The organism is Kitasatospora sp. NPDC093679, from assembly GCF_040683455.1.
Taxonomy (GTDB): Bacteria; Actinomycetota; Actinomycetes; order Streptomycetales; family Streptomycetaceae; genus Kitasatospora; species Kitasatospora arboriphila.
Genome location: NZ_JBFBDW010000040.1, coordinates 14,111 through 28,499, shown reverse-complemented (window position 1 = coordinate 28,499; position 14,389 = coordinate 14,111). Strand labels below are relative to the sequence as shown.

Here is a 14,389-nt window from a genome sequence, read left to right as displayed (position 1 = left end):
CGGGACGGCCCGCCGAACCGGCCGACCCCCGGTGGAACCGGAAGCACCCCGTTCGGCGTGCGTTCACCGGGGGCCTTCCCGCGGACGCGGGGGCGGCCGCGCCGTGGCGCACGCGGGAATCTCGGGGAGTGGCGGAATCATGGGTCTGACCAGCAGTACGGTCCTGGCGATCGCGACCGCCCTCGCGGTCCTGCTGCTGGCGGCGACGGTGCTGTGGTGGCCCAGGCTCGCCCGGACGACCTGGGCGGCGGTGCTCGGCCGGATCGCCGCCCTGCTGACCACCCAGCTCGCGGTGCTCTGCGCGATCGGCCTGGTGGCCAACAACTACTTCGCCTTCTACAGCAGCTGGGACGACCTGCTCGGCACCGGCGACACCGGGCCGGTCAGCGTCCAGGCCTCGGTCGAGGGTCGGCCCGCCGCGGCGGTGCCGGTGGTCAAGGCGCAGTTGCTCGGCAAGGAGCCGGTGGAGGGCGGCAGCGGCGGCCCCGAGCGGAGCGGCGAGATCCAGTCCGTGCGGATCACCGGCTCGCACTCCGGGCTGAGCACCGACGCGTACGTCTACCTGCCCCCGCAGTACTTCCAGCCGGCCGACGCCCAGAAGCGCTTCCCGGCGGCCGTGGTGATGACCGGCTTCCCCGGCGACGCCAAGAACCTCATCACCCGGCTGAACTACCCGTCGGCCGCCCTCCAGTTGATGCAGAGCGGCAAGATGCAGCCGACCGTGCTGGTGCTGATGCGGCCCTCGCCGGCGATGCCGGCCGACACCGAGTGCGAGGACATCCCCGGCGGCGCGCAGTCCGAGACCTACTTCACCAAGGACGTCCCCCGGGTGGTTGCCGAAAGCTACCGAGTGGCCGCCGAGCCGGCGGCCTGGGGCGTGGTCGGCAACTCCACCGGCGGGTACTGCGCTCTGAAGATGGCCATGCGCCACCCGGAGGTCTTCCCGACCGCCGTCTCCCTCTCGGGCTACTACAAGGCCGCCGAGGACGCGACCACCGGCGACCTCTTCAAGGGCAGCCAGCAGCGGCGCAACGAGGCCGACCTGATGTGGCGGCTCAACAACCTGCCGCAGCCCAAGGTCTCGGTGCTGCTGGCCGGCCCGCAGGCCGGGGACGGCACCTACAAGCCGGGCACCGAGGCGTTCCAGAAGGCGGTGAAGGCGCCGATGACCGCCAACACCGCCTGGGTCCCGCAGGGCGGCCACAACTTCCGCACCTGGTCGCAGCTGCTGCCGCCCTCGCTCGAGTGGCTCTCCCAGCACCTGGTGGCCGGGGCCTGACCGGCCCCGGCTCCGCACCGGCGGACCGGGCCCGCCGAACTCAGCTGAGCTGCTCCAGCGTGCCGGTGTGCAGCTCGCCGACCCGCCCGCCCTCGCCCTCGTACGTCCAGAAGACCCGCACGGTGAGGGCGGCGAGGTCCATCACGTGGCTGACGGTGATCCCGCTCTGCTCCGTCCAGCTCACGAACCAGAGCTGCTGGCCGACCTGGGCGACGTGCAGCGACACGTCCTCGAACTGCCCGGCCGACTCGCCGAGACCCTCCCAGCGCAGCCGCTTGCCGTCGGCGGAGTAGGAGTTCCGGAAGGCGGCGCCGTTGTCGACCTGGAAGAGATAGGTGTGGCCGGCGAAACCCGGCAGAGGCGCGGTCATCTCGGGCGTTTCCTCGGAATCTCGGCGGGTGCTGCGGCCCCGGCGGCCGCACCCGTTCAACCTAGCGGACGCCGTGATCGTTCCCCACCATGTCCGGCCGACTGCGATCGAGGACACGCCCCGGGCCGACCCGGACACGCCGGGGGCTCCACCGATGGGAGCACACGGCCGCCGTTCCCGCCCCCGGCGTCCGCCACCGTCGCCGGCCATCGGCAAAGGCGCCGATCCCGCTGCCCGGGGCGGCAGTTGGGCGCCGCGACTGATGTTCCGTAGCCGAATTTCCATGGCAAGCGTCGGCCTTCGCCGTCGGGCGCTCGTGGCCGGATCGACGTTTCCGCCACACATCGCCTTTCCTGAAAGGGAATTGACGTCGACTCGGCAGAAGGCGGCCGGACCGGGGGTTCCGGCGTGTCGCGGGCGGCCGCGTGGTCTGGACCTGTCGGTCACCCAGCGTGTCGAAAGGAGGCGATTCCGGATGGTCCGCTATTGCACTCGAATGGCCGTCAAACTCCCTCAACTCTCCTATTTCTCAAGTGAGTCGGCTGCTGCATCGAAGTCTTCATAAATTCTTCACGCATCGACAGATGGTGAGCAGTCAGCAGTTGTCCGCCGTCGAACCGTGTGCTTACTCTGGCCGCGATGTTCCGCCCCCTGCGGACCTCGCGGCCGGTACGCCGATTCCCGTCCAGCCTGCCGCGAGCACCACGAGCACGGAATTCGGACGGGAACGGGGGAGCCGAATCGGCGTGTCGACGCGCCCTGCACCGTTTGTGCGTCGACCCGGGGACGAGCCGTGCCGTGCGGCGGCCCGACCCTGCCCGAAAGCCGAACTCGGCCCACCCGTGGGCACCTTCGAGGACACCGCCATGCCTTTTTCCATCAGACCGGCACGCCTCGGCGTGGCGGCGGCCGCGGCGATGCTGCTCGCGCTGCCGCTCGCCGGCCGCGCCGAGGCCGTCCGGCTCGTCACCCAGGACGGACTCGCCCCCACCGGGATGACCGAGGGCACCGCCGCGAGCGCGCAGCTCACCGTGCACTCCCTGGTCTGCATCACCGCCAGGACCGTCGGCGTCGCCGTGCGTGACGGGGCCGGGCGCAACCTGGACTTCCCCGGTGCGGCGACCAACGTCCGGATCTGCCCGGGCGGTGTCACGGTCACCACCGGCTCCCGCACCCTGCCGGCCGGAACGTACACGGCCTTCGGCTACTGGCAGGACTACGCCAACGCCTGGCACGACCTCGCCCAGCAGACCCTGACCGTCGCGCCCTCCTCCACCGGGCCGACGCCGCCCGGCCCGACGCCGACCCCGGACGACCCCGACATCCCCCTGCCCGGCGGCTCGTTGGTCTGGTCCGAGGAGTTCGACGGCTCGATAGCCTGGGGCTCCAAGTGGGTCGGCGACCGCAGCAGCGCGTACCGCTACGGCGACCACAACCCGGACGACAACAAGCTCGACCTGCTGAACCCGGGTGCGGTCGAGACCACCGACGGCGTCGCCGTCTTCACCGCCACCCGGTCCGAGCAGCGGCTGGAGAACGGCCGCCGCGCCTGGGAGACGGGCCTGCTCACCACCGAGGGCTCCGACGAGGGCTTCCGGGTGCACGCCGGCGACTACGTCGAGACGAAGGTCCAACTCCCCGAGGGCGCAGGTGCCTGGCCCGCGCTGTGGACCTGGCGCAACGGCGGCAGCGAGGTGGACAGCTTCGAGTACCACCCCGACAATCCGCACCTGCTGGAACTCACCAACCACGTCCGCCGCGGCGCCAAGTACTACACCGACGCGGACGCCGTCGCGCCCGGCAAGTGGGTGACCATCGGCACCCGGTACGGCACCAACTCGGTCGACTGGTACGTCAACGGCGAGCGCGTCTGGTCGGACGGCCGCGGCGTGGGCCAGCGCTGGTCGGCGTACCTGATCCTCAACCTCTCCGTGGTCGCCGGGAAGTACCACCCCGGCCCCGACGGCGCCGAGCCGATCACCGCCGCCGCCGACTACGTCCGGGTCTACCGCTGAGGCGTCCGCCGGAGCGCGCACGGAAGCTCAGCGTGACCGAATGGACACGCCAAGTGTCCGGCGAATGGCCCCCGTTCGGCGGCTGCGCGGACGGGCCGCTCCCGGCGTACGTTGGAGATCCGGAGGTGAGTGCCATGACCGAACAGGTTCTGAGTGAGGTCGGCGCGGTCGTCGCGCCGGAGCGCGAGGCCGAGTTGGTGGCCCTGTACCGCGAGCTGGTGTCGGGACCGCTGCCGGAGGGTCTCGTCCGCACCGAACTGCTCCGAGGCCCGGCCGGTCATTGGCGGGTGCAGAGCCTGTGGCGGGACATGGCGGCCCTGGAGGCCGTCCGCAACGCGCCGGAACGGCCGGCCGCGCCGAGGATCTTCCGGCTGGTGGGCACGGAGCCGGAACTCACCGTGCACGAGGTGGTGATCGAGCAGGCCGGGGAGCTCAGCCTGCACTGAACCCCCCGTCCGGCCACGGGTGCTGGCGTACCGTCAGGGCGCCAGCACCCGGCCGAGCCGTTCGGCGATCTGGCGCATCACCGGCACCAGGGCGGCCTCGCCGTCCTGCGCCTCCAGCGCCCTGATCCGGGCCTCCGGGCCGGACACCGAGAGCGCGGTGGGCGTGGGCGCGCCGGGCACGGCGACCGCGATGCACCGGACGCCGATCTCCTGCTCCTGGTCGTCGACCACGTACCCGGCCTCCCGGGCCGCCGCGAGGTGCTCCAGCAGCTCGGCCGGGTCGGTGTGGGTGAAGGGGGTGTGCGCCTGCAGCGGTCGGCTGCCGAGGACCGCACGGGCCTCCTCCTGCGGGAGTTGGGCCAGCAGTGCCTTGCCGACGCCGGTGCAGTGCGGCTGAACCCGGCGGCCGACCTCGGTGAACATCCGCATCGAGCGCCGGGACTGAACCTGGCCCACGTACACCACCTCGCCGCCCTCCAGGACGGCGAGGTTCGCCGTCTCCCCGGTGGCCTCCATCAGCTCCGCGAGGTACGGGCGGGCCCAACTGCCCAGCAGGCGGCCGGCCGTCTCGCCGAGCCGGATCAGCCGCGGGCCGAGCGTGTACCGACGGGCGGTGTCCTGCCGGACATATCCCTGCTGGACGAGGGTACGGATGAGTCGGTGGATCGTCGGCATCGGCAGGCCGGAGCTGGCGGACAGCTCGCTGAGCGCGGCCGTGCCGCCGGCCTCGGCCAGCGCCTCGAGGAGGAGGAAGGCGCGCTCGACGGACTGCACGCCGCCGGCGCGGTCGGTGCCTGTCCGGTCTGCGGCGGGGGTGCTGACCACCGGTGTTCCCTTCGCTCTCGGGGGAGGAGTAGAGTCCCCGCCGATCACATCAACAAACCGTTGAAATTCTGTATCGCGGAAACTAGGCTCCACTGTACAGAACGGAACCCGCCCGTAGGGGGGTCCGGATCTCGGGAGTTCCCATCGGAACCCCCAGTGCTGGCTCAACCGTCCAAGGAGTGTCCTGCCCATGGCTGCAGATCAGGGATCCGCCGGCGCGTCGTCCGCCGCCCCGGTCGTCACGGTCGCCGGTCCGCGCGTCGCCCGCGCCGAGGAGGTGCTCACGCCGGAGGCCGTCTCCTTCGTCGTCGGGCTCCACCGTGCCTTCGAAGGCCGCCGCCAGGAGCTCCTCGCCCGACGGAAGACCCGCCGCGCCGAGATCGCCGCGGCCGGCACCCTCGACTTCCTGCCCGGGACGGCCGACGTCCGCGCCGGGGACTGGCAGGTCGCCGAGGCCCCGCGCGCCCTCCAGGACCGCCGGGTCGAGATCACCGGCCCGACCGACCGCAAGATGGTGATCAACGCCCTCAACTCCGGCGCCCGGGTCTGGCTCGCCGACTTCGAGGACGCCACCTCGCCCACCTGGGAGAACGTGGTCTCCGGCCAGGTCAACCTGATCGACGCCTTCGAGGGCCGGATCGACTTCACCTCGCCGGCCGGCAAGGCGTACACCCTGAGGCCCGCCGCCGAACTCGCCACCGTGGTGGTCCGCCCGCGCGGCTGGCACCTCGACGAGACCCACCTGCTGGTGGACGGCGCCCCGGTCTCCGGCGGCCTCTTCGACTTCGGCCTGTACTTCTTCCACAACGCCGCCCGGCTGATCGCCCGCGGTGCCGAGGACCCCAACTCCGGGCCCTACTTCTACCTGCCGAAGACCGAGAGCCACCTCGAGGCCCGGCTGTGGAACGACGTCTTCACCCACGCGCAGGCCGAGCTCGGCATCCCGCACGGCACGATCCGCGCCACCGTCCTGATCGAGACCATCACCGCGGCCTTCGAGATGGAGGAGATCCTCTTCGAGCTGCGCGACCACGCCGCCGGGCTCAACGCCGGCCGCTGGGACTACCTCTTCTCGATCGTGAAGAACTTCCGCGACGCCGGCGACCACTACATCCTGCCGGACCGCAACACCGTCACCATGGCCTCGCCCTTCATGGCCGCCTACACCCGCCTGCTGGTGCAGACCTGCCACCGCCGCGGCGCCCACGCGATCGGCGGCATGGCCGCGTTCATCCCCTCCCGCAAGGACCCGGAGGTCAACGCGGCCGCCCTGGAGAAGGTCAAGGCCGACAAGGACCGCGAGGCCGCCGGCGGCTTCGACGGCTCCTGGGTCGCCCACCCGGACCTCGTCCCGGTCGCCCGGTCCTGCTTCGACGCCGTGCTCGGCGACCGACCGAACCAGAAGTCCTCGCCGGGCTCGCCCGAGCCCGTCACCGCCGAGCAGCTGCTCGACATCGCCGGTGCCGGCGGCAGCTGCACCCGCGCGGGCCTGCACAACGCCGTCCAGGTCGGCGTCCGCTACATCGAGGCCTGGCTGCGCGGCCTCGGCGCGGTCGGCATCTTCAACATGATGGAGGACGCCGCCACCGCCGAGATCTCCCGCTCGCAGATCTGGCAGTGGATCAACAACGGCGTCGTCCTCGCCGACACCGGCGAGAAGGCCACCGCGGAGCTCGTCCGCCGGCTCGTGGCCGAGGAACTCGCCGAACTGCGCACCGAGCTCGGGGACGCCGCCTACGCCGCCGGGCGCTGGACGGAGGCCGCCCGGCTCTTCGAACAGGTCGCCCTGGCCGAGGAGTTCGTCGACTTCCTCACCCTGCCCGCGCTGCCCCTGCTCGACTGACCCCAACCTATCCGCCGGGCGAGCGGCCCGACGCCCGCCAGGACGTCGAACTCGTCCGCCGCAATTCACCGTTCCGTACGGCTCCCGCCGCCCAGGCGCCGGGAGCCGTACGGAACACCCGTGTTCGGAGGCACTTCCCCATGGCGCTCATCTTCTTCAACGGCCAGGCGATGACCGGCGGCCCGTTCCACCCGCTGGTCGCCGAGTACCTGGTCGGCCCGGTCCGCACCGCACCCGGCCACCGCTTCTTCTCCGTCCGCGACGTCTGCCCCGGCCTGCTGCCCGACCCGGGCGGCAGCGCGGCGATCGAGGGCGAGCTCTACGACCTCCCGCTGGAGCACCTGCGGGACGCCGTCCTGCCGGGCGAGCCTCCGGAGTTGGAGCTCGGCGTGATCGCCCTCTCGGACGGCACGCCGTGCCTGTCCATGGTGCTGCGCCGCGGTGAGCTCGAGCGCGGGGTGCACCGCGAGATCACCGGCCACGGCGGCTGGCGGGCCTACCTGGCCACCCTCGGCCGCACCGCCTGACCGGCGCCCCCGGGGGGAGGGCGCCGGTCGGGCGGACGCGGAAGGTCAGCCCGCCTTCCAGAACTTGACCGAGTCGACGGCGATGTCCGCCGAGGAGCCCACGGCGGGCACGGTGCCGCCGAGGGCCGTCTCGGACTGCAGCACCCAGTGCATCGAGTTGGCGGGGATGCGCGCGGTGGAGCGCCCGATCACCTTGCCGTCCAGGTAGAAGGTCACGCCGTCCTTCTGCCAGTCGACCGCCGAGGTGTGCCACGCGCCGGCGGTCGGGACGCCGCTGGAGTAGGCGTCCTGGTCGCTGCCCGAGGTGGCGTCGGCGCGGTGCATGAAGGCGCCGATCGAGCCGTTGAGGTCGCCCTCGGGGAAGTCGATCTCGCCGTGCTGCGGCCAGACGCCGTCGTCCGGCCAGAGCAGCCACGCCATCTTGTAGCCGGAGGCCGAGGTCGCCTTCCAGGTCACCTCGAAGCGCCCGTACTGGACGCCGTCGCCGGAGGCGGACGGCAGCTTGGGCACCGGTGCGGAGACCCAGGTGCCGGAGGCGTCCCGGTTGAGGTGGAGGTTCATCTGGCCGTTGGCGATGGACATCGTCCTCGACGGCGAGTAGGTGCCGTTCTTGCTGGTGTCCTTCCAGCCGTCCGGGTAGGCCCACCACTTGCCGTCCACCGCGGCCGGCAGTCCGGAGCAGTGGCTGGCGGTGATGGACGGGCCGTTGGAGCAGCCCGTCCAGCTGCCGAGCGGCACGTTGACGCCGTCGAAGTCGTCCGACCAGGTCGGCGCACCGGCCGTCGAGGTGGGGGAGGAGCTCGCCGACGGGGAGGCGGCGAAGCTCGGCGCCGCCGTGGTCGGGGACGCGGTCGGCGTGGTGGGCGCCGGGGTGGCGCTCGCCGTGGGGGAGGTGCTCGGCGCCACCGGGGCGGCGGTCGGGCTCGGGCTCGGGGCCGGCGCGGCGGTGCCCGCGTCGCGGACGTCCAGCGTCTGCACCGGGAGGTCGTGCCAGCGCCGGTCGGCGTCCTGCCAGGTGCCGAAGGCGGTGTAGACGCCGGCCGGCAGGGTGCGGGCGGCGGTGGTGACGGTGACCCCGTCGGGGCAGATCCGCACGTTGCGGCCGCTGCCGGGGAAGTCCAGCTTGTTGCCGGCGGCGTCGCGGACGGCGACGCCGATCCTCCGGGCGGTGAAGCAGGCGGAGGAGTGGACGGAGAGGGAGGCGGCTGCCGCGGTGTTCGCGGCCATGGCGACCGGCGAGAGCCGGTCCTGGGTCACCTCGGGCACGTTGGCGGCCTCGGCGCTGCCCAGGAAGGGGACGGCCAGCAGGCCGAGCCCGGCGACCGCGCCCACCTTGAGGGCGATGGCGGAAACAGGCATGGAGTTGTTCCTCGACGACGCCTGCGAGGTGAGCTGTCGGATTCGGGCCGTCAGGTGGCCCGGCCGCCCGGTGGGCGGCTTCACCCCGAGCCCTGGCCGTACGCGAGCATGCGCGCGGGGCCAGGGCGACTTACCTGGTTCCCCCGCTCCCGTCCGTGTCGCATCTCGCGTTGCCGTCACCGGGCGGACGGGACTCGGCGGTCCCGGGACGGGGCCCGCATGGAGCGGGCGTCCGAGCAGGTTAGCAGTGTCCTCCCGGAGGGCAAGGCATCGGACCGTCGATGTCAGGTCCGTCACATCCGGGCGCGCCGCAGCCCCCGGACCCTCGCCGTGGGTCCGGGGGCTGTGCTCCGTACGGCCACCGGCCCGCTGTGGGCCGGCCGGGGGCCACGGAGTCCGGGTGGCGTACCGTCCCTGGTACGGCCCGGAGTGCGGGGGGTCAGGCGCGGGAGGCGAGCTCCTTCGCGGCGCGGGCGCAGGCCAGCGCGATCCGGTCCTCGTCGACGGTGGTCAGCACGCCCTTCTCGACGACGGCGTTGCCGTTGACGAACAGCACCGCCAGCGGCGGCAGGGCGCCCATGGTGAGCGCGGCCACCGGGTCGGCGATCGAGGAGTGCATGATGCCGTCGACCTTCCACAGGGCCAGGTCGGCGAGCTTGCCGGCCTCGATGGAGCCGATCTCGTTCTGCCGGCCGAGCACCCGGGCGCCGCCCATGGTGCCCAGACGCAGCGACTGGCGTGCCGTCAGCGCGTCGGGGCGGCCGTGCAGGCGGTTGATCAGCAGCGCGTTGCGCAGCTCGGTGCCGAGCTCGCCGGACTCGTTGGAGGCGGTGCCGTCGACGCCGAGGCCCACCGGCACGCCGGCCTTCAGCATGTCCGGGACGCGGGCGATGCCGGCCGCCAGACGGGCGTTGGACGAGGGGCAGTGGGCGACACCGGTGCCGGTCTCGGCGAACTTGGCGATGTCGGAGTCGTTCATGTGGACGCAGTGCGCCATCCACACGTCCTCGCCGAGCCAGCCGGTGGACTCGAAGTAGTCGGTCGGGCCCATGCCGAACAGCTCCTTGCAGAACTGCTCCTCCTCGGCCGTCTCCGAGCCGTGGGTGTGCAGCCGGACGCCCTTGCGGCGGGCCAGCACGGCCGACTCCCTGAGGAGTTCGGTGGAGACCGAGAAGGGCGAGCAGGGCGCGAGGGCCACGTGCAGCATCGAGCCGAAGGAGGCGTCGTGCCACGTGTCGACGGCGGCCTCGGAGGCGATCAGGATGTCCTCGGTCCGCTCCACCGCGTGGTCCGGCGGCAGGCCGCCGTCCTTCTTGCTGCGGTCCATCGAGCCGCGCAGCGCGGTGAAGCGCAGGCCGAGCTCCTGCACGCCCTCGATCGAGGCGCCGAGGACGTCGCCGCCGCCCTGCGGGAAGACGTAGTGGTGGTCGGAGGCGGTGGTGCAGCCGGACTTGAGCAGCGCGGCGGCCGAGCCCTGGGTGGCGGCGTGCACCAGCTTCTCGTCGATCCGGGCCCAGGTCGGGTAGAGCGCGACCAGCCAGTCGAAGAGGATGTCGTCCTGGGCGAGGCCGCGGGTGATCCACTGGTAGAAGTGGTGGTGGGTGTTGACCAGGCCCGGGGTGACCAGATGGCCCTCGCCGTTGATCCGGCGCACCACGTTGTCCAGCCACTGCGGGGCGGGGCCGTCGCCGACCGACTCGATCCGGTTGCCGAGGATCACCACGTGGCCGCGGGCGTACTCGGTGTCGTCTGCGTCCACCGTCGCGACGGCGACGTTCTCGATCACGATCCGCTGGTCGGCGGGTGGGGGCTGGACTGCCATGGCGTGAACTCCTTGGGGGCGAGGGCTGGGGGTGTGCCGCGGGCGGGGCGGCGGGTGGGGCGGGCCGGACGGGGTGCGGAGGCCGGTGCGGGGAAGCACAGGGGCCCCGCGGCGGCGCCGTCCGGCCCGTGGCGGGCGGGTGCCGGTCCGGTCAGGCGACGGGTATGACCGGGACGACGCCCTCGCGGTGGACGGTGCCCTCGATCAGGCCGTACATCCGGTCGGCGGCGTAGTACACCTCGTTCTCGTTCTTGAGGCCGAAGGGCTCCAGGTCGACGAGGAAGTGGTGCTTGTTGGGGAGCTCCAGGCGGACCTCGTCCACCTCGGCGCGGTTGTTCAGCACCCGGGTGCCCATCGCGTGCAGGGTCTGCTGCAGCGAGTAGGAGTACGTCTCGGCGAAGGCCTCCAGCATGTGGCGCTTCACGTGGTTGTAGGAGCGGTTCCAGTTCGGCTGCGGCTCGTCGTCGCGGCCGGTGTAGCCGTACTTCCAACGGGCCGTCACCTGGGTCGCCAGGATGCGGTCGTAGGCCTCCTGGAGGGTGGTGTACTTGTCCTTGATGTAGCCCCAGAACTCGGAGTTGGTCGTGTTCATCACGACCAGGTCCTTGAGTCCGGAGATCACCTGGACGGACTCGCCGTCGAACACGATCTCGGAGGTGCGTACCTCCTGGCCGTTGCGGACGAAGGAGTGGCCGACCTCCTCGGAGCCGATGAAGCGGGCGGAGCTGTCCGGGGTCCGGATGCGGTCCCAGGTGTACTCCTCGATGCGGATGCGGGCGCTGTGCACCACACCGCGCTCGGTGTTCTCGACGAAGTGGCGGGCCAGCGTGATGCCGAAGGCCTCCGCCGACTCGATGCCGTACTCCTTGGCGAAGGCGTAGACGGTGTTCTTCGTCGTGTCGGTGGGCAGGCAGTTGGCGTTGGAGCCGGTGAGGTGGACGTCCTCGAACTCGCCCTGCAGGGAGACCGAGACGTTCAGGTCCTTGATCTCGTGCCGGGTGGAGTCGCGGTAGACCCGGACGATGCGGTTCTCCGCCTTGCCGTACTGGTTCTGGCCGAGCACGTGGGCCATGGCATGGCTCCTAAGGTTCCAGGTCGGTCTTCTAGCTTCCGCGGTAGACCGAGTAGCCGAACGGGTTGAGCAGCAACGGCACGTGGTAGTGGTGCTGCGCGGGCGCGACCGTGAAGACGATCGCCACCTCGGGGAAGAACGGCGCCGCCTCGCCCCGGGCCGCGTAGTACGCGGTGGTGTCGAAGAGCAGCCGGACGACCGAGCCCGCCTCCGCGGCCGGCAGGTCCTTGGCCCGGCCGTCGGAGTCCGTGGCGGAGGTGCCGAGCACCTTCCAGCCACCCTCGGTGTGCAGTGCCAGCTCGACCGGCACGCCCTCGGCCGGGCGGCCGAGGCTGGTGTCGAGCACGTGCGTGGAGATGCCAGTCATGGGATGAAGCACCTTACTGATGGCAGGAATTGACTGGCCGTCAGGAGTCTAGGCCCCGTCGAGCAGTCGGTTGATGCGGATGTCGTTGATCTTGCGCAGCTCGCCGCGGACGATCTCGCGCTCGGTGGCGGCGTCGTTGGGGTGGCGCTCGCGCAGCGAGGCGAGCATGGTCGCGGCCGTGCGGCCGGTCGCGCAGATCAGGAACACGTGGCCGAACTTCGCCTCGTAGGCGGCGTTGGCCTCGCGCAGGTCGTCGAGGAGCGCGCTGTCGGCTCCCCGGACGCCGGCCTGTTCGCGCTCGGAGGTGGCGTCGCCGGCCTTCGGCGTGCCGATCCGGGCGTGGCCGGCCATCGCGTCGGCGAGGTCCTCGGTGTCGAGGACGGCCATGGCGGCGGCGTTGGCGTCGAGCAGGGCCGCGCGGTCCCGCCACGGCCGGGCGGCCGCGACCGCCTCGGCCCAGCGGGGGCTGGAGCAGATCTCCAGCAGCGTCTCCCGCAGATCGGCGGCCGGGGCCGCCGCCAGGGACTCAAGCGCCCCGGCGTCCGCGGTCGGAGCGGTGGATTCGTTGGTCACGGGTGGACCTCCTGAAGAGTGGTGCCACTCGCACAAGCTAGATCCACCACCGCGGACCGTCAACACTTTGTTGAACGGTTGGTGGTTACGTTTCGCGGCGGGCCGGGTTGCCGGGGGATGACGTGTGGGATCCGCCAATGGGCCCGGCGCGGCGGGCGGTGGAGACTCGGGGCGGGCGGTGTCAGCCCTTCCGGGAGCCTTCCTGCCGGTTCAGGTAGTTGTAGACCGTGAAGCGGCTGACGCCGAGCGCCGAGGCCACCGTCTCCACCCCGTGGCGGACGGTGAACGCCCCGCGCTCCTCCAGCAGGGCGACCACGTGCTGCTTCTCGGCCCGGTCGAGCTCGGTCAGCGGGCGCCCGTCGAACTGGCGCACCATCTCCGCGAGCAGCCGGTCCAGCGCACTGCTCAGGTGCGGGAGCCGCACCGCCACGGCCGCCTCGCCGTCCCACTCCAGGACGACGTCGTCCGGGCGCGCCTCGGCCGGCTCGACCGCGGTGGCGCCCACCGCGTCCAGCAGCGGCTTTATCGCGGCGGTGAGCGGGTGTTCCAGGGCGTTGCTCACGGCGTACCCCCTCCTTCCGGGGACTGCTCGTCGCCGAGCACGCTGATCTGGACGGAGATCCGGGTCGCCCCGGCCTCCAGGGTCTCGCGCAGCAGGCGCGTCACCGCGGCCAGGGTCTGCTCGGCGTCGCCCTCGGCGCTGGTGCCGAAGGGCCCGACCGAGACGTCGAGGCCGGCCTCGTCCACGACCCGGCGGGCAGCCTTGGCGTGGTCCGGGAAGCCGTCCAGCTCGAACGGTTCTGTCGTGAACTCCACCATCAATCGCACGCGCTCACTCTAGACGGCCCGCGCAAGGGTCGGACCGGGCGTGCGGGAGCGCGCGGCGGCTGGGTGATCGGACAGGCCGCGGGCGGTGCGACCGGCGCCGTTCGGCCACTTCAACAAATTGTTGCGACGGCCTTGACGGCCCGGAAGCTCCTCGGCGAAGCTTCCACCAGACAGAATCCCCCTTCCGGATCGTGGAAGTCGGGAACGGAAGAGAGGGAAGGTGAGCACGTGACTGCCGCCGCCGCGCACAGCTACACGGTCAACCTGTCGATCCTGTTCAACGAGCTCCCGCTGCTGGAGCGCCCCGCCGCCGCGGCCGCGGCCGGCTTCACCGCCGCCGAGCTCTGGTGGCCCTTCGGCGAGGAGCACGACCCCTCGCAGGCCGAGCTGGACGCGCTCCGCAAGGCCTTCACCGACGCCGGCGTGCAGCTCACCGGCCTCAACTTCCTCGACGACCTCGTCAAGGGTGCCCGCGGCACCGCCTCGGTGCCGGCCGAGAGCGAGCGCTTCCGGGCCAACGTCCCGGTCGCCGCGGCCCTCGCCGACTCCCTCGGCACCAAGGCGCTGAACGCCCTCTACGGCAACCGGGTGGCGGGCGCCGACCCGGCCGAGCAGGACGCCCTGGCGCTGGAGAACCTCGTCCTCGCCGCCCGGGCCGCGCACTCCGTCGGCGCGGTGCTGCTGATCGAGACCCTCAACGCGGTCGAGTCCCCGGACTACGCGCTGCTCAGCGCCGAGGCGGCGGTCGAGGTCGTCGACAAGGTCAACGCGGCCACCGGTCTCGGCAACGCCAAGTTCCTCTGCGACCTCTACCACCTGGCCAGGAACGGCGAGGACCCGGCGGCGGTGATCTCGACGTACGCCGACCGGATCGGCCACGTGCAGATCGCCGACGTCCCGGCCCGCAACGAGCCCGGCACCGGCGGACTCGACTTCGAGGACCTCTTCGCCCGGCTCACCGCCGCCGGCTACCAGGGCCGGATCGGCCTGGAGTACAAGCCCTCCACCGGCGTCAGCGCCGACAGCTTCGCGTGGCTCCCGCGCGAACTGCGCGCCGGCTGAG

15 protein-coding genes and 1 riboswitch are annotated in these 14,389 nt (G+C 72.1%); of the genes, 6 read left to right on the top strand and 9 right to left on the bottom strand.

From position 1 onward, the window contains the following. The first annotated feature begins 139 nt into the window (after window positions 1-139). A complete protein-coding gene (locus tag AB0O09_RS27345; protein WP_363545674.1) occupies window positions 140-1,279 on the top strand; it encodes an alpha/beta hydrolase-fold protein in 1,140 nt (379 codons plus the stop codon). Window positions 1,280-1,319: 40 nt separating this feature from the next. On the opposite strand, the gene AB0O09_RS27340 is transcribed toward AB0O09_RS27345, so the two are convergent. After that, window positions 1,320-1,649 carry a hypothetical protein gene (locus AB0O09_RS27340; protein ID WP_344627580.1) on the bottom strand — a complete coding sequence of 110 codons (330 nt, stop codon included), beginning with the start codon at window positions 1,647-1,649 and terminating at the stop codon, window positions 1,320-1,322. A gap of 866 nt (window positions 1,650-2,515) precedes the next feature. Between AB0O09_RS27340 and AB0O09_RS27335 the strand changes: the two genes are divergently transcribed. Beyond that, window positions 2,516-3,664, top strand: coding sequence for a hypothetical protein (locus tag AB0O09_RS27335; protein WP_363545671.1), 1,149 nt, complete (start codon window positions 2,516-2,518; stop codon window positions 3,662-3,664). Window positions 3,665-3,798: 134 nt separating this feature from the next. Then, complete coding sequence (locus AB0O09_RS27330; RefSeq protein WP_363545668.1) at window positions 3,799-4,110, top strand: antibiotic biosynthesis monooxygenase; 312 nt, start codon at window positions 3,799-3,801, stop codon at window positions 4,108-4,110. Between the two features lie 33 nt (window positions 4,111-4,143). On the opposite strand, the gene AB0O09_RS27325 is transcribed toward AB0O09_RS27330, so the two are convergent. After that, window positions 4,144-4,935 carry an IclR family transcriptional regulator gene (locus AB0O09_RS27325; RefSeq protein WP_363545665.1) on the bottom strand — a complete coding sequence of 264 codons (792 nt, stop codon included), beginning with the start codon at window positions 4,933-4,935 and terminating at the stop codon, window positions 4,144-4,146. A gap of 190 nt (window positions 4,936-5,125) precedes the next feature. On the opposite strand from AB0O09_RS27325, the gene aceB reads away from it, so the two are divergent. Further along, window positions 5,126-6,778: a malate synthase A gene (gene aceB, locus AB0O09_RS27320; protein ID WP_363545662.1), complete on the top strand. Its 1,653-nt coding sequence runs from the start codon at window positions 5,126-5,128 to the stop codon at window positions 6,776-6,778. Between the two features lie 140 nt (window positions 6,779-6,918). Continuing rightward, entirely contained in the window at window positions 6,919-7,305 is a 387-nt protein-coding gene (locus tag AB0O09_RS27315; RefSeq protein ID WP_344627575.1) for a gamma-glutamylcyclotransferase, read from the top strand. A 45-nt stretch (window positions 7,306-7,350) separates the two neighbouring features. On the opposite strand, the gene AB0O09_RS27310 is transcribed toward AB0O09_RS27315, so the two are convergent. The 7 genes from AB0O09_RS27310 to AB0O09_RS27280 form a co-directional block, all read right to left on the bottom strand. After that, window positions 7,351-8,664, bottom strand: a complete 1,314-nt coding sequence (locus tag AB0O09_RS27310) for a glycoside hydrolase family 16 protein (RefSeq protein WP_363545659.1) — start codon at window positions 8,662-8,664, stop codon at window positions 7,351-7,353. A 3-nt stretch (window positions 8,665-8,667) separates the two neighbouring features. Then, window positions 8,668-8,844, bottom strand: a riboswitch (cyclic di-AMP (ydaO/yuaA leader). 259 nt (window positions 8,845-9,103) lie between these two features. Further along, entirely contained in the window at window positions 9,104-10,486 is a 1,383-nt protein-coding gene (locus tag AB0O09_RS27305) for an 8-oxoguanine deaminase (protein WP_363545656.1), read from the bottom strand. A 151-nt stretch (window positions 10,487-10,637) separates the two neighbouring features. Beyond that, on the bottom strand, window positions 10,638-11,558 hold the full coding sequence (pucL, locus tag AB0O09_RS27300) for a factor-independent urate hydroxylase (RefSeq protein ID WP_359985952.1): 921 nt from the start codon (window positions 11,556-11,558) through the stop codon (window positions 10,638-10,640). A gap of 31 nt (window positions 11,559-11,589) precedes the next feature. Continuing rightward, window positions 11,590-11,925 carry a hydroxyisourate hydrolase gene (uraH, locus tag AB0O09_RS27295; RefSeq protein WP_344627572.1) on the bottom strand — a complete coding sequence of 112 codons (336 nt, stop codon included), beginning with the start codon at window positions 11,923-11,925 and terminating at the stop codon, window positions 11,590-11,592. 48 nt (window positions 11,926-11,973) lie between these two features. Then, a complete protein-coding gene (gene uraD / locus AB0O09_RS27290) occupies window positions 11,974-12,498 on the bottom strand; it encodes a 2-oxo-4-hydroxy-4-carboxy-5-ureidoimidazoline decarboxylase (protein WP_363545652.1) in 525 nt (174 codons plus the stop codon). A 181-nt stretch (window positions 12,499-12,679) separates the two neighbouring features. Next, window positions 12,680-13,060 carry a helix-turn-helix domain-containing protein gene (locus AB0O09_RS27285; RefSeq protein WP_363545649.1) on the bottom strand — a complete coding sequence of 127 codons (381 nt, stop codon included), beginning with the start codon at window positions 13,058-13,060 and terminating at the stop codon, window positions 12,680-12,682. Continuing rightward, a complete protein-coding gene (locus AB0O09_RS27280) occupies window positions 13,057-13,326 on the bottom strand; it encodes a thiamine-binding protein (protein WP_363545646.1) in 270 nt (89 codons plus the stop codon). The genes AB0O09_RS27285 and AB0O09_RS27280 overlap by 4 nt, the downstream gene beginning before the upstream one ends. A 228-nt stretch (window positions 13,327-13,554) precedes the next feature. On the opposite strand from AB0O09_RS27280, the gene AB0O09_RS27275 reads away from it, so the two are divergent. Beyond that, window positions 13,555-14,388, top strand: coding sequence for a TIM barrel protein (locus AB0O09_RS27275; RefSeq protein ID WP_363545643.1), 834 nt, complete (start codon window positions 13,555-13,557; stop codon window positions 14,386-14,388). The last annotated feature ends 1 nt before the right edge of the window (window position 14,389 follow it).

Coding starts and splice junctions, on each gene's coding strand:
- AB0O09_RS27330 (WP_363545668.1), top strand. CDS start 3,799: ATGACCGAACAGGTTCTGAGTGAGGTCGGCGCGGTCGTCGCGCCGGAG.
- AB0O09_RS27345 (WP_363545674.1), top strand. CDS start 140: ATGGGTCTGACCAGCAGTACGGTCCTGGCGATCGCGACCGCCCTCGCG.
- pucL (WP_359985952.1), bottom strand. CDS start 11,558: ATGGCCCACGTGCTCGGCCAGAACCAGTACGGCAAGGCGGAGAACCGC.
- AB0O09_RS27335 (WP_363545671.1), top strand. CDS start 2,516: ATGCCTTTTTCCATCAGACCGGCACGCCTCGGCGTGGCGGCGGCCGCG.
- AB0O09_RS27340 (WP_344627580.1), bottom strand. CDS start 1,649: ATGACCGCGCCTCTGCCGGGTTTCGCCGGCCACACCTATCTCTTCCAG.
- AB0O09_RS27315 (WP_344627575.1), top strand. CDS start 6,919: ATGGCGCTCATCTTCTTCAACGGCCAGGCGATGACCGGCGGCCCGTTC.
- aceB (WP_363545662.1), top strand. CDS start 5,126: ATGGCTGCAGATCAGGGATCCGCCGGCGCGTCGTCCGCCGCCCCGGTC.
- AB0O09_RS27305 (WP_363545656.1), bottom strand. CDS start 10,486: ATGGCAGTCCAGCCCCCACCCGCCGACCAGCGGATCGTGATCGAGAAC.
- AB0O09_RS27310 (WP_363545659.1), bottom strand. CDS start 8,664: ATGCCTGTTTCCGCCATCGCCCTCAAGGTGGGCGCGGTCGCCGGGCTC.
- uraH (WP_344627572.1), bottom strand. CDS start 11,925: ATGACTGGCATCTCCACGCACGTGCTCGACACCAGCCTCGGCCGCCCG.